The sequence below is a fragment of the Marinomonas spartinae genome (assembly GCF_900089775.1).
Classification (GTDB): Bacteria; Pseudomonadota; Gammaproteobacteria; order Pseudomonadales; family Marinomonadaceae; genus Marinomonas; species Marinomonas spartinae.
Genome location: NZ_FLOB01000003.1, coordinates 373271 through 386165, shown reverse-complemented (window position 1 = coordinate 386165; position 12895 = coordinate 373271). Strand labels below are relative to the sequence as shown.

Annotated in this window: 12 protein-coding genes; 9 read left to right on the top strand and 3 right to left on the bottom strand. The window is 43.2% G+C overall.

The genetic code is table 11. From position 1 onward, the window contains the following. Positions 1-598 precede the first annotated feature (598 nt). Positions 599-1477 (top strand): LysR family transcriptional regulator, encoded by an 879-nt coding sequence (locus tag MSP8886_RS09525; protein ID WP_067015557.1) that lies wholly within the window; start codon positions 599-601, stop codon positions 1475-1477. Positions 1478-1557: 80 nt separating this feature from the next. On the opposite strand, the gene trpA is transcribed toward MSP8886_RS09525, so the two are convergent. Both trpA and trpB read right to left on the bottom strand, forming a co-directional pair. Next, complete coding sequence (trpA, locus tag MSP8886_RS09520) at positions 1558-2346, bottom strand: tryptophan synthase subunit alpha (protein WP_067015553.1); 789 nt, start codon at positions 2344-2346, stop codon at positions 1558-1560. Between the two features lie 2 nt (positions 2347-2348). Beyond that, a complete protein-coding gene (gene trpB / locus MSP8886_RS09515) occupies positions 2349-3605 on the bottom strand; it encodes a tryptophan synthase subunit beta (RefSeq protein WP_067015550.1) in 1257 nt (418 codons plus the stop codon). Between the two features lie 175 nt (positions 3606-3780). Between trpB and MSP8886_RS09510 the strand changes: the two genes are divergently transcribed. Next, on the top strand, positions 3781-4332 hold the full coding sequence (locus MSP8886_RS09510; protein WP_067015548.1) for a TetR/AcrR family transcriptional regulator: 552 nt from the start codon (positions 3781-3783) through the stop codon (positions 4330-4332). Between the two features lie 81 nt (positions 4333-4413). On the opposite strand, the gene MSP8886_RS09505 is transcribed toward MSP8886_RS09510, so the two are convergent. Next, positions 4414-5646, bottom strand: a complete 1233-nt coding sequence (locus MSP8886_RS09505; protein ID WP_067015545.1) for a multidrug effflux MFS transporter — start codon at positions 5644-5646, stop codon at positions 4414-4416. A gap of 385 nt (positions 5647-6031) precedes the next feature. On the opposite strand from MSP8886_RS09505, the gene MSP8886_RS09500 reads away from it, so the two are divergent. From MSP8886_RS09500 to MSP8886_RS09470, 7 genes are all read left to right on the top strand, one after another. Then, a complete protein-coding gene (locus MSP8886_RS09500; RefSeq protein ID WP_067015542.1) occupies positions 6032-6553 on the top strand; it encodes a GNAT family N-acetyltransferase in 522 nt (173 codons plus the stop codon). An 85-nt stretch (positions 6554-6638) separates the two neighbouring features. Next, entirely contained in the window at positions 6639-7943 is a 1305-nt protein-coding gene (locus MSP8886_RS09495; protein WP_217491338.1) for an SAM-dependent methyltransferase, read from the top strand. Further along, positions 7936-8883: a methionyl-tRNA formyltransferase gene (locus MSP8886_RS09490; RefSeq protein WP_067015539.1), complete on the top strand. Its 948-nt coding sequence runs from the start codon at positions 7936-7938 to the stop codon at positions 8881-8883. Before MSP8886_RS09495 ends, MSP8886_RS09490 begins: the two co-directional genes overlap by 8 nt. 43 nt (positions 8884-8926) lie before the next feature. Beyond that, entirely contained in the window at positions 8927-9508 is a 582-nt protein-coding gene (locus tag MSP8886_RS09485) for a phage tail protein (protein WP_067015536.1), read from the top strand. A 74-nt stretch (positions 9509-9582) separates the two neighbouring features. After that, the gene (locus MSP8886_RS09480) at positions 9583-10191 is read left to right on the top strand and encodes a phage tail protein (RefSeq protein WP_067015532.1); all 609 of its coding nucleotides are present in this window, start codon (positions 9583-9585) and stop codon (positions 10189-10191) included. 365 nt (positions 10192-10556) lie between these two features. Further along, complete coding sequence (locus tag MSP8886_RS09475; protein ID WP_067015529.1) at positions 10557-12131, top strand: TolC family protein; 1575 nt, start codon at positions 10557-10559, stop codon at positions 12129-12131. 12 nt (positions 12132-12143) lie between these two features. Further along, positions 12144-12866: an efflux RND transporter periplasmic adaptor subunit gene (locus tag MSP8886_RS09470; RefSeq protein WP_067015526.1), complete on the top strand. Its 723-nt coding sequence runs from the start codon at positions 12144-12146 to the stop codon at positions 12864-12866. Positions 12867-12895: the final 29 nt, after the last annotated feature.

Below are 12895 nucleotides of genomic sequence, written 5' to 3'. Positions count from 1 at the left end.
GAGAAGCACGAACGTAATAAGAATATTTGAGCGCACACCGCAATAATCATTCCCAAGAAACCACAAAACACGTGATGACTAATGAAAACGCGGAGAGGAGGTACATCCAGCCAAAGTTATCTAACAACCAATGATGTATTAGAGACGTTATTGCTAGAAAGTTTGCATTGTCAAAAAGTGCTAAGTAGCTCAGCATTCCTAAAATAGTAAGTGAGGGGTAAAAGGTATAGGGCCTAATTCTTAGATTTCTATTCATCTCGATCATCTCTTCTATCTTTTGTGTTCTATTACCCTAAAGAATAATTAAAGAGAAAAAAATAAAGTTGTGATCGAGTAAGTCATTATTTTTTTATATATGAAATTATTCTTCTTTGTGGTTTTTAGAAAAAAAACATTTTATTTCATTGGTTTATAATTGTATTAATGTTTTATATGTAAGATTTTCTTATGAATTTTTTTGATTTTTATGTCGTTATTAGATTATATATTGTCTTATAAAGGTTATTTATGGGTGAAAAAGAGTGCTACATGCTAGAAATAAGCTTCATAAAAAGGTCTGGTGCACTGTTTTATTTCCATCATTTTAGTGAGATTTCCTATGCTAGATATGAAACACTATGAGCTGATATGTGCGATTGATGAACACAGCTCGTTAAAAGACGCAGCTTCAGCACTTGGGTTGACTCAGCCAGCAGCGAGCTATCGTTTACAAGAAATAGAAAAGCGATTAACGGTAAATATTTATGATAAAAGAGGGCGTAAGTTAGTGCTTTTGCCCTCAGGTGAGAGGTTGTTAAAAGCAGGTAAGTTGTTACTACCTTTTGTCCGCAAAGTAGAAACAGAAGCGGTAATGTTAGGGCGATCAGATAGCTATATCAGATGGGGCGTTAGTGCCTATGATACCTTCGATACCATTTTACAATACCTTCCTGAGGCCTCTTTTAATAAGTTGGATATTAACAGGTACAACACATCCAATCTTGTGAATGCGCTTTTCGAGAGAGAAGTGGATTTTATTATTGATACGACTCCGGTCAATACGAAGGACTTCCATTGTGAAAAAATCTTTGACGATGAGTTGTTACTGACGCTGAATCATAAGCATCCGCTGAACACCGCCAAACATTTCAGTATCGAAAAAATTGCCCAATACCCATACCTTACCTACAGTCGAACGCATCAACCTGATATGGAATTCGACACAATTTTCAGACCCAATAATTGCAGCCCTAACACCATCAGAGAGGCAGACTCTGTTTCATTAATATTAAAAATTCTATCCATGAATCAACAATATGTCACCTTTCTATCTGCTTGGGCTGCCAAAAATTCACCTTTCGACAATATCACAACCCTAAAAAAAACAGCGTACTCAGCCCCTTGTACTTGGTACATTATTTATCATCAATCAGTAGAGAATCGACCTGAAATTAGAGAGGTTATCAGGGCATTACAAACGATCGCTGAGATTAAATAGACAAGTGGTTGAGAGTACAAAAACGCGCCCCTTCGTAGAAGGTAATAGAGGCACGCTTTTGGTATTTCAAACACTTGCTTCTAATTTTGAAACAAATCTTTTATCAGCTTGATGCCAGCTTCTTGCCCACCTTGGTTGTAGGCGTCTAGAAGAGCGGAGCCTAAAATAGCAATGTCCGCTTTGCCAAGCAAAGCCTCAATGTGACTACGCTCACGAAGACCAAATCCAACGCCCATTGGGGCGCTGGCGTGGGCTTTGATATGGGCTAGATACTCATCCATTGCCGTTTGTTTGCTTTTAGCTTCATGGCTTGAATGTCCGGTTACGCCAGATCGCGCCACACAGTAGAGGAAGCCGGATGCCTGGCTGGCTAACATTTCTAGGCGCGCTTTTGGTGTCACAGGTGTTACTAGCCAAATGGGGTCGACTTGGTTTTCTTTACAAGCGGCAATGTAGTTGGCGGATGCTTCGATCGGCAGATCGGGTAGGATCAAGCCCAGTATATTAATCTCAGCGGCACGCTTAGCCAGTTTTTGCAAACCATAACGATACATAGGGTTTAAATAGCTCATCAGTACGATACGACTGTCTGGAAAGTCCCGGCTGAGTTTGCCCATGTCATTTAAGAAGGAGTCCACGTCTAGGTCTTGCTCTAACGCCACATGGCAGGCTTCGACGATACTGGGGCCGTCTGCCACGGGATCAGAGAAAGGAAACTGTACTTCGATAAAATCAACGCCTTCTTCTAAGAGACGTGTCATCCAAGATAGGCTTTCTTGAACCGTCGGATAGCCATACACCACATGAGTCATGGATAAAATCGGCTTCTGCTGGCGTTTTTGGGCGATATAATTCGCTAACTGACTCATGATTAGGCCTCCTCGTCGTTATTCAAATGTTCTTTGTAATCGGCTAGATAATCTTCCAAAAACTCAGGGAAGGTTTGATCATTCATGGCTTTTGCCACGTTAAAGATATCTTTATCACCACGTCCCGATAGGTTGATCACAATGCGAGACTCTTTTGGTAAGTTCGCCGCGTCTTTGAATGCGCCAGCCAAAGCGTGCGAGGACTCCAGTGCTGGGATGATGCCTTCTTTTTTCAGTAGTAAAGAACAAGCATCGATCACTTCATCGTCCATGGCATAAGTCATTTGAATACGGCCAATTTGTGCTAGATGCGCAATAATGGGTGACACGCCCACATAATCTAAACCTGCGGCAATTGAATGAGTGTCTTGCAACTGACCGCTCTTGTCTTGTAAAAACATGGTGGCAAAGCCTTGCGCAATGCCCTTTTCACCTAATCCGTTAGAAAGGCGAATGGAATGTTGCCCCAACTCTAGCCCTTTACCACCAGCCTCAACGCCAATCATTTCAACATTCTCTTCTTCCAAGAAGGGTAAAAACAAGCCGCAGGCATTGGAACCGCCACCAACACATGCGTAAAGACGATCAGGGTATTGCCCAAACTGCGCTTTGCTTTGTTCTTTTACTTCTTCGCCGATAACAGACTGGAAGAAGGCTACCATCTCAGGGAAAGGGGCACAGCCACAGGTAGTACCAATCAAGTAGTGGCTGTCTTCATGGCTGGAAGACCAGTCGCGAAGAGCTTCGTCTAAAGCATCACGAAGGGTTTGCGAACCTTCCGCGACAGGCACGACGGTGGCGCCAAGTTGTTTCATCCAAAACACGTTAGGGTATTGGCGTTTCACGTCTTTCGCACCCATATAAATGGTGCATTCGAGGCCTAAGCGTGCAGCAATTAGTGCCGTTGCAACACCGTGTTGGCCCGCGCCAGTTTCGGCAATCACACGCTTTTTGCCCATACGTTTAACCAGCAAGGCTTGGCCAATGACGTTGTTCATTTTGTGCGCGCCACTTTGGTTTAAGTCTTCGCGCTTTAAGTAAATCTGGGCACCACCAAAATGCTCCGTTAAGTTTTTGCAAAAGGTTAATGGCGTGGGGCGACCAGAGTAGTTCTGCCAAGTCTCTTTTAGTTCAGCGATAAATTCAGGATCGGTTTTGATCTCTTCAAAAGCATGAAGGATTTGTTGCTGACTGGCGTAGAGAATCTCTGGGATGTAGCTTCCACCAAACTCACCATAGAAACCATTATTACTTTGCATTGTGGTGTGCTCCGAATTAATTATTTAACTATACCGTTTAGTTAATTTAATGGCGATATTGAGTAACGTCAAGTGTCTTTTTAGTGATTATTTGCTGGAAAGGATTGCAATTTTTTGAAAGCATCGTTTAATCAATGCTTTAGACTAATTTGCTGAGTAATTTAGGAGAAATTGAATGGCTCGAGGTAGACCAACAAAAAAGAGCGTAATTGTGGCGGCGGCTTGTCAATTGTTCACTCAGCAAGGCTATCAAGGCACGAGTATCGATCAAGTGGTGGCAGAAGCAAATGTCTCTAAACCAACGGTATACAGTAACTTCCCTACCAAATTAATATTGTGGGAGACGGTGTTAGAAACATTAACAGAACAGACAAAAGCTGAAATGATGTCTGTGCTCTCTTCGATAGAAGAAAGCAGCCAGGATATGATTACAGGCTGGATTGCCCTTTGGCGCCAATGGATAGCGTTGCCAGAGCGTTTAGCTGCTTATCGCATCCTGCTAGGAGAGCAGCATAAAATGGAGGCCTCAACGGTATCCTTGTTTGCTAATTTAGAGTTAGTGTTAGAAATGGTTTTATTGGATTGGTTAGCCAGTTTTTCGGTCTCTAATGAACGCTTGTTTGCGCTGAAAGCCATCACGAAAGAAGCGTTATTAATGCCTGCTTTAATGAGTCAAAAATTGGTGACAGATGATGCACTAAAAGCGCATTTGAGCTGGATTCTATAAAAAACGTGACCAAGTAGGGAGAATTTGGTCACGCTTTTACTCTGTTTTTCGCTTTCTTGATGATCTTTCTAGTGAAGCCTGCTAGGTCGGGGCGACTTCTATCGATGCGTCTTGCCCTTTCTCAGCCCACAATATAATGCCTAATGCTAGCGTTCCTACAATAATAAAGCCAACCGTAATTGGGATTAAGGTATTGTTATAGAGTTGCCCGATCAAAGTGCCTATTAACATTGACATGATCGATGACAAAGAGCCTATCACGGCTGATGCAATCCCTGCTACATGTCCCATTGGCTCCATTGCCAGAGCGTTGATGTTGCCGAACAGTAATCCAAAGCAGAAGAAAAAAACAACAGCATAGGCCATAAACATCCACAGTGTGATGTCGACAAAGGCATGTAGCGCTAGAAAGACTATAGAGGCAAGAACAACCGTCACAATAGCTCGGAAGGCGATAGTCTTAGTACCGTGTTTCTCGACAATACGTGAATTAATCAGAGACGAGAAACCGAGTACCAAAGCTAAGACGCCAAAGTAAACACTAAAGAGTGTACCTGTATGGAACTGTACTTGGAAAATTTGCTGTGAGGAGTTTAGGTAGCCAATAAAGCCACCAAAGAATAATCCCATGCAAATGGTATAGCTCGCCGTCGCTCGATGAGTTAGTACTTCCTTAAAACCATCGTAAAAACTGCGTGCTGTTAACGTGATGCGCTTCTCTCTCGGCAATGTTTCTTTTAAACGCAAGCTAACCCAAGCCAGTAATATTAAGGCGTAACAAAGATACATCTCAAAAATACCGCGCCAGTGGCTGAATAGCATCACCGCTTGCCCTAAAGTAGGCGCAATCGCCGGCACAAGCACAAAAATCATCATAACCAAAGACATGGTGCGTGCCATTTGTGCCCCTTTAAACATATCCCTAACTAGGGACATGGCGGCGATTTGTGGCCCAGCGACCCCTAAACCTTGTAAAAGGCGCCCCAACATCAGCCCTTCAAGTGAAGAGGAGAAGTAGCAAACCAGTGTACCTGTCAAATAAGTGGCAAACCCAACAAAGAGAATAGGCTTACGGCCCAAGGCATCGGAAAAAGGGCCTGCGACGAGTAAACCAATGGCCTCGCCCAAAAATAACATACTTATTAGATATTGAGGTTGGTTAGGATCTGTAATCGCTAGATCTCTGCCAATCATACCGAGTGCAGGCAGGAGAGCATCAATGGAGATGGCAACAATGGACATCAGTGCCGCAACCAAAACAGTAAACTCTTTTGCAGACATGCCGGATTTTGTTGTGTCTTGGGTGTGCTTCATAAGTATCTAACATCGTCTTCTATAAAGTGTTTATCGTGTCACCCGTGGATGATTCGCTGTACGGCCAACCATTGGCTTATTTTCGCCACTAGGATGGAAAAGTCCGAGTATTATAATCAGGTATCATTACAATGGGTTGATCGTTTGTGTATAAAAAAAGGAAGTGGCGGGGTTGTGCTCATGACGACATAAAAAATTGTGTTCTTAACATGAAAAGAATAATGATTATATATAATTATAAAAGTCTACTAGGATATGTGATGGAGTGTCGATGATGTTTTGTGTAATACCGTGTAATTGACTGTTTTAGTTGTTTTTAATAAATTTTAACTTAGTTGTTTTTATACTAATTTTTTATGAAAAGTCTATTAAAGGTTTCTGTTCTATGGGTGATATGGATTTTCAGTTATTAGCTTTGCGTAAGGAGAATAAAGCCGATATGCTTTTTATAAAAAATCTCTACTATATGTCTAGAGAAGCAGAAATGGCCACTGTTCCTTGGTCATTGTCCGATAAGAAGCTTTTTTTAAAAAAGCAATTCACCCTTCAAAAAAAACATTTTGATAAAGTCTACCCTCAAGCCATTAAACAGTTGATACTGTATCAAGGACAACCTATTGGACGTTTATATACAGTTGTTAACGAGAAGAGTAAGGATTGGCATTTGATTGATGTTACTTTGTTACCAGAACGTTGTGGTCTGGGAGTAGGGCGGTATTTAATTACGCAGCTTATAAATAAAGTGTCCTCTAAAAAAGCTAAGCTGACTTTATATGTACACAGTAGAAACCCTGCATATCAACTCTATGTTGATATGGGATTTGAGAAAATAGGAGATAAGGAGGGCTATTATCATATGCAGAATAACTGTCTTGAAAGTAGAGCTTTGCCTTATCTCATATGTTAATTATGTTAGCTTTTTGGATGAGATATGTCTATCTTTAGTTATATAGGCATGATTTTGTTTTTTGTAAAATAAGGAAGGTTTTATTGTGCAAACTAGAAATTCAACCTCAGCGGTTTATGAGGTAGAGCAGGATGGCCGCGAAGCGTTAGACAGTGTGATGCAAGTGGGGGTTTTGAACGAACTGCTTAGGGCGCAACTTAACCCTGCTGCGGTGACAAAAATCAACAAAAGCATAGAACAAGACTCTTCTAATGAGACAGTTTCCTTATTGTCCTCGGTGGTTGATGCTGTAGAGGAAGTTTTATCCCCTGAAGGGCTTAATCGTACTCAATTACACCAGAAATTAAGCCAACTCTATTATCAGCAAAAAGCGATATATGATCAGGCAAATATTCCGGTCCAACTTAGAAAGCGTCAGTATATTTCCCATTGCGGATTGATCATGTCTCCGGACAATTGCATTACCACTCAATTGGATGATTTAAGGGTACGATCGTTTCTTCGAGGCATTGATTTAGCGATCGGTGACTTGTTGAGCAGGCGTCAAGCATCAGTGCATATCGTATATCCTGCCTGTGGTCCATTTGCGCCATTGCTTATGCCCCTGATTGCCTATTACAAGTCTGCTGGCAAGTTGCTATCAACACAGCTTGAAATAACCTTAGTGGATGTTCAGCCTGGTGCAGTGCAATCTTTGCAGGCGTTGATCTATGCAATGGGTATTCAAGATTATATTTACCAAGTTAATTGTATGGATGCACTTGAGTATGATCCTGGTGATAAAAAGATTGACCTGGTTGTGCTTGAAGCGATGCAGCATGGTTTTAGTCGGGAAGGTCATTTTAAATTGGCACGTCATTTTGCAACTATGCTGGAGCCCGATGGGTATCTTATCCCACAACAAATAAAGCTATCTGCTGCCTTGAATATAGCGCAGCGCGAATATGTTGATCAATGGAAGGGCGCTCAAACCGTATCAGAAAAACACATGAGTACGCAGATTTACTCTGAACGTACGATACTAGGGGAAATATTTAGGGTGACAAAAGAGTCTCTATTGAACCTTAAAGAGCATGTGTTAGATGAAAATACCACACTAATTGAATGTGGCAAGGTTGATATTCCGTTGTCATTAAACCGCGATGATGAGCAAACCCTGTTGATTCTTACGCAAATTCAAGTCTTTGCAGATGAATTCATTGGTGAATATGATTCTGGCATTACTCACCCCTTGCCTGACCAGCAAGTTTGTATCAATTTCAAACCCAGAGATGAAAGGCCAGGTGATTTATTGCTGGAAAGTGGAGACGCTATTCGTTTTTACTACCGCCAAAATGGGCTTCCTGGTTTTATGGCGACTTGGGCTCAAGGAGCCATAAATAATGGTTAAGTCAAAGCCTGTTCATAAGGTAACAAAAGTGGTTGTATTGGCAGCAAGCCCTATGGCAGTTCCAACGATTGCTATGTTGTTACAGGAGCATCGTCTTGCAGGTGTACTTTTGCCTGAACGACTAGATGCCTTTAGTGGCCAATTACAGGCGCAGTTGCAACAGAGCGAGATACCTTATTGCAAGATGGGCGATCAGAGCGAAGCAATTGTTGTGGCTCAATTGCTAGATTGGCATGCGGATCTGGCGATTAGTTTTGGCTTTGCTCCTAGTTTGAAAAACAGCTTGAGTCAAGCTACGACCTATGGTTTGTATTATATGTTGGGGGCTGCCCCTGACGATTATTACGGGCCAATGCCAAGTTATTGGCAAATTCGTGATGGCCGTCGTTGTACTCATCTCACATTAGTAAAAGCCATTGCCAGCGAGCAGGGAGATATTGCCTTATCTTTGCCCATCGCCATTGAAGAGTTTGATACCTTGCAGAGTCTTGAAAACAAGTTGGCGCATTATGCACCTAAACTGGTGCAATCCTTTATGAATAAGTTGGTTGAGCATAATGGGCAAATCCCCTTGGTTAAATCGCAACAGCAAGGCCTGCAAGCACCGTTAGTAAAAGAAAAAGATTTGCATGTCGATTGGGCAACAATGACGGCGTCACAGATTGCCGCGTTGGCTCGTGCAGGTAATCCTACTTTAGCGGGTTGTGTGGTAACGCTGGGTAATACATCACTGAATTTGTTGCAAGCGACCGAAGTGAAGCACCCGACTTATGGAGTGAGCCCCGGCACTTTGTGTCATGTGGGTGAGCCTGAGGGGGTTATTGTGGCAACCCTGGATGGAGCGATTCGACTGGATATTTTGTCCAATGTTGATGGAGTATTTGGTGCCATGAGCTTTACAGAACGATTTGGTATATCAGCGGGAATGGTGTTTGTTTGACCATAGGGCATAAACTGGTAATGAGTTGAATGAGGAGAAAAAAATGGAAGAGCCATTTATAGGAGAGGTGGACATTTACGGTTTTAACTTTGTTCCAGACAATTGGACGGCATGCAATGGTGCGTTGTTAGCGGTTGTGGATTTTCAGGCACTATTTGCATTGATTGGAACGTATTATGGAGGAGATGGTCGTTCTACTTTCGGGGTGCCCGATCTGAGGGGGAGAATGGCGATCAGTCAGGGGGAGCATCCAGGCAGCAGGTATGATTGGAAGATGGGGAAATTCTATGGCGAAGAAGTCCATACTATGTCCTCTGCTGAGCTACCAAAGCATAGTCATCTAGCGGCTTTTACTCCATCAGGGATGGAGTTGCAGGTCTCCACGGATATTGCTACATCAGATGTGGCAAGTGATGGTGACTTTCTTGCTCAGGCAGACATTGCCATGTACAGAGCGAATGCAGGGTCAGGTACCGTGCCTTTAGGTGGAGTTTACGGCGGGGGTGGGGCGGCTAGTGTCGCCGTCGACACTGCTGGAGCGGGCAAGCAATTCGGTATTATGCAACCGATGCAAGCCCTGAATTATTGCATGGCAATGGAAGGCTTGTTTCCTTCTCGAAGTTAATTTTTGTACCACATTATTTATCGTTAGTCTTAAAGACTATAACTGATAATATATACTGTTAGGAGAAATGTATCATGGCAGATCCGTTTATTGGTGAGGTTCGATTGTTTGGTTTTGATTTTAATCCAAGGGGTTGGGCGTTTTGCTCAGGAGGGTTGTTGGCGATTGCCACCCATTCGACACTGTTTTCGTTATTGGGAACAAATTATGGTGGTGATGGCCGTACCACCTTCGGGCTGCCTGATTTGCGTGGTCGTACCGCGATAGCACAAGGGCGACATCCAGGTAGTTTATTTGACTGGCGAATAGGGCAAATAGGGGGAGCTGAAACGCATACATTAAGCGTGGCTGAACTCGCTAGTCATGATCATACTGCGACTTTTACGCCAACAAGTGTTTCTTCGCTTGAGGTGGAAGTTTCAACGAGTGAAGCTACTTCTGATACACCCGCAGCGGGGAGTTATTTAGCCAGCACCAAGGTTGGGAGAGGTGCTGGGCCAGCTTTGTTCCGTGCAGATGCTGGTAGTGGAACTGTGGCCCTAGGTGGTGTTGGTGGTGACGGTTCACAAGGTGTTGTGACAGTTCAGGCGACTGGTGGAAGCCAAGCATTTTCACTGATGCAGCCAGTATTAGTGTTGAACTATTGTCTGTCATTGCAAGGAATTTATCCACCACGCTCATGATTTTTGCGAAACAGGTTCGTGTTTCGAAATGAACCTGTTTTTTGGCAGATTTCGGGAAGCCCTTCTTTGTATTATTGAATTGCGTACAAAAATCCCCTCGTTTTTAGATGTAATTATTTTTGACTGCTATCAATGTGTTTGAATGTAAAGTCATTTACGATAAGGATAAATAGTTGGCAAGAAAAAAGAATTTTATGTATATTGTGTGCAGATTACATTCTGTATTCGTCCTTTATTAGGATTCAGAAAAGGATTACTTAGTTTTAACAAGGGAAGGTTAAAATTCCTATGTCCATTACATGTGCTCTTCCTCTTCATAAATGTGCTTTTCAATTTCTGGTTTTATTCTCTTCTAAGGAGTTTTTATGTCCTCTCGATTAACGTTGGGTCGTACCACATTGGCTGTGTTTGTATCTTTGGCTGTAGCAGGGTGTTCGGTGGTACCAACGCAACTTTCTAACCAAGAAGTGATGGCTAATGCAGCGGAAAATGCGGAGATATTAGCGAAAGAGGTGGCGCCTATTACAGGCCCGATTGACTTAAACGAAGCCTTTGCAAGAACGATAAAATACAACCGAGATGCTCAACTAAAAGCCTTTGAAGCGGTAGTGTCCGAGGGACAACTGTCCGTTGATAAATTTGATATGTTGCCTAAGCTGGCGGCGGCTGCAGGTTATAGCTATCGCAATAATTATGCTGCCTCAGCGTCGGTGTCGTTTGTTGGTGACCAGCCAGCAGAGCTTGGCAGTAACCCCAGTTACTCGGTGTCATCGGATAAAAGTACGGTAAATGCGAGCATCGGCGCAACATGGGATATTTTAGACTTTGGGCTGTCTTATTACCGTGCTAAACAGCAAGCGGATCGGTTTCTGATTGCCAAAGAGCGTGAGCGCAAAGTGGTGCATAATATCATGGAGCAAGCGCGTAGTGCCTATTATCGGGCTGTGTCCGCAGAGCGTTTGTTGTCTAAGATTAATCCTTTAATTGTCAAGGCTCGCATGGCTTTAGCGGATTCAAACCGACTGGAAAAACTGCGAGCTCAATCACCAATGGAAGCGTTGACTTATCAGCGATCTTTATTGGAAACCTTGCGAACACTTCAAGATATCCGTAAAGACTTAATGCCAGCAAAAGCGGAATTAGCCACCTTAATGGGACTTAACCCATCGACCGACTTTCAATTAGCGGACGTAAACAATCCGAACTTCACGACGCCTAAGTTTAATATTGATATGAATACTATGGAGCGTACCGCACTTGTGTTACGTCCAGAGCTGCGTGAAGCGCAATACCAAGAGCGTATTACTCAGCAAGAGGTGCACTCCGCTTTCCTTTCGTTGTTTCCTAGCTTGAACCTCAGTACAGCAGTTAATTATAACGATTCGGATTACTTGCGTAACAATAACTGGACGTCTGCAGGGGTAGGGGTGAACTGGAACCTAATGAACGTTTTCCGTTATGGAAAAATTGAGAAGCTAAATAAATTGAAAATAGCAGCGAGTAAGCAGCAAGCCTTAGCGACGTCCATGGCGGTGATCTCGCAAGTTCATATTGCCGATATCCAATACCAAGAAGCGGGTGATAGCTATCAGCTAGCACAGCAGTATTTTGATGTGGCGCAACGTATTAAAAAACAAGTGGAATCTAGCCGATCAGCACAGAGTATTGGCGATTTAACGGTCATTCGTGAAGATTTGAATGCGGTATTGGCGGAGTTACGCCGCGACGTCGCTTACGCAGACCTACAAAATGACTACGGCAAAATTTTAGTCTCCATGGGATTAGATCCGTTGCCAGCAGGATTTGGCAATATGAATTTAGCCGAGCTATCAAACGCTTTTAAAACGTTGCAAGCGAAATGGCAGCAAGGGGATATTCAAGTGGTGAGCAAAGAAGCCATGCAGTCAGCGCTTATGGCAAAGAATAAAGTGGAATCATAAGGCTAGTGCAGGATGAAGAAGTACCTGAGTTTGTTTTTATTGGTTATTTTTTTTATGCCGGGGGCTGTTTGTGCCGCTGTTCAGGAAAACGCCCGAGGCATTTTAGTGGCGGTTCATCAAGCGACCTTATCCAGTGAGCTGGCTGCAAAAGTGATCGCTGTGCCGAAGCAAATGGGCGAAGCTTTTAAAAAAGGTGACACCTTAATTCAACTAGATTGTCGCTTGTTTAATGCTCAGCTGGAAAAAGTCGATGCCGAGGCAAAAGCGGCTCGGGCGAAATTAGATAATGTGCAACAGCTGAACCGATTAAACTCCATTGGTACATTGGACGTCGCTATTGCGGAGGCTGACTTGCAAAAAGTCCAAGCCGAACGACTTATGGCGCAACTTAATGTGGCGCGTTGTGACATTAAAGCGCCCTTTAGCGGCAGTGTAGAACAACTGGATATTCATCCTTTTGAGATAGTGCAACAGCGCCAAGCCTTGATGAAAATAGTGGGGCATGAGCGCCTAGAAGCCGACATTATTGTCCCCGCTCAATGGATGACTTGGTTAGCTATAAATAAGACGATTGTTTTGCAAGTAGAAGAAACCAAGCAGCGTTTACAAGCGGTGATCAGTCATATTGGGCCCAGTGTCGACCCGACCAGCCAGACCATCCAAATTCGTGCCACCATCAAAAAAGTACCGGCCAAGGTGCTACCGGGCATGAGTGTGGTGGCTGAGTTTCGGTGAATGTTTTGGATTAAAAATCGCATTAAATG

Bases quoted from the DNA above. Each gene is read 5' to 3' on its own strand.
- MSP8886_RS09525 (WP_067015557.1), top strand. From the start codon at position 599: ATGCTAGATATGAAACACTATGAGCTGATATGTGCGATTGATGAACAC.
- MSP8886_RS09470 (WP_067015526.1), top strand. From the start codon at position 12,144: ATGAAGAAGTACCTGAGTTTGTTTTTATTGGTTATTTTTTTTATGCCG.
- MSP8886_RS09490 (WP_067015539.1), top strand. From the start codon at position 7,936: ATGGTTAAGTCAAAGCCTGTTCATAAGGTAACAAAAGTGGTTGTATTG.
- MSP8886_RS09475 (WP_067015529.1), top strand. From the start codon at position 10,557: ATGTCCTCTCGATTAACGTTGGGTCGTACCACATTGGCTGTGTTTGTA.
- MSP8886_RS09485 (WP_067015536.1), top strand. From the start codon at position 8,927: ATGGAAGAGCCATTTATAGGAGAGGTGGACATTTACGGTTTTAACTTT.
- MSP8886_RS09505 (WP_067015545.1), bottom strand. From the start codon at position 5,646: ATGAAGCACACCCAAGACACAACAAAATCCGGCATGTCTGCAAAAGAG.
- trpA (WP_067015553.1), bottom strand. From the start codon at position 2,346: ATGAGTCAGTTAGCGAATTATATCGCCCAAAAACGCCAGCAGAAGCCG.
- trpB (WP_067015550.1), bottom strand. From the start codon at position 3,605: ATGCAAAGTAATAATGGTTTCTATGGTGAGTTTGGTGGAAGCTACATC.
- MSP8886_RS09510 (WP_067015548.1), top strand. From the start codon at position 3,781: ATGGCTCGAGGTAGACCAACAAAAAAGAGCGTAATTGTGGCGGCGGCT.
- MSP8886_RS09480 (WP_067015532.1), top strand. From the start codon at position 9,583: ATGGCAGATCCGTTTATTGGTGAGGTTCGATTGTTTGGTTTTGATTTT.
- MSP8886_RS09500 (WP_067015542.1), top strand. From the start codon at position 6,032: ATGGGTGATATGGATTTTCAGTTATTAGCTTTGCGTAAGGAGAATAAA.